General features: G+C 71.4%; 1 protein-coding gene. It reads left to right on the top strand.

The window, feature by feature from the left end; all coding sequences use genetic code 11:
• A partial coding sequence (locus GCU69_RS01165; protein ID WP_170315751.1) for an RICIN domain-containing protein occupies nucleotides 1-693 on the top strand: 693 nt, incomplete at its 5' end.
• Nucleotides 694-838: the final 145 nt, after the last annotated feature.

Below are 838 nucleotides of genomic sequence, written 5' to 3'. Positions count from 1 at the left end.
TGGTTCACCCGGGCCCCCACCGTGCAGAGCCTCGCCACCGAGAAGGCCGCCAACCCCAGCGCCGAGGCCCTTGAGCCGTCCGCCTCTCCCGAGAAGTCCGAGCCGGCCGCCTCCTCGGAGCCGCCGGAGGCCGAGAAGGAGAAACCGTCCGGCGAGAAGAACGGCGGGGGCCAGGGCGCCCCGAAGAAGCCGGCCGCCCCGCCGCTGCCGCTCCGGAAGGGCGAGCCGCCCGTGCTGATCCGGAACGTGGCCACCGACATGTGCGCCGACGTGCCCGACTACGGCACCGGGGACGCCAACGGCTTCGTGGGCCGGTTTCACTGCGACGCCACGAGCAAGGACAACCAGCTGTGGACGTTCCACGTACTGCCGGAGTACAAGGCGCCCGGCGGCGCGGTGGTCTTCGACGTCCGCAACCTCAAGGGCGGGCTGTGCATGGACCTGCCCGCCCGCGGAGCCGAACGGCCGGGCTCCCCGGCCGAACAGTCCAACTGCGCGGGCAACACCACCGACAACGGGCTCTGGTGGCTCGACCAGCGGGGCGAGGGCCGCTACTGGATCCGCAGCTTCTCCAGCAACGACCTCTGCCTGGAGGCCGCCGGGACGGAACAGCCGCTGCGGGTGGCCGACTGCCGGGCACGGGACGACGTACAGGTGTGGTTCTTCCAGCCGGCTGCCCCGGAGTCGGGCTGAGGCGTCCCGTTCGGGCAGCGGGTCTGCCTCGCGGCTTGGAGACCGGCCCGCACGCACGGTTTAACGTCCACATGTGAGTATTTGGACTTCTCTTGAGCCGGTTTCCGCGACGGTGGATGCGGGGGCGGCGGTGACGGTGCGGCTT

Origin of the sequence: Streptomyces lycii, from assembly GCF_009735685.1 — a bacterium.
GTDB lineage: Bacteria > Actinomycetota > Actinomycetes > Streptomycetales > Streptomycetaceae > Streptomyces > Streptomyces lycii.
This window is presented reverse-complemented; position numbering and strand designations above follow the sequence as displayed.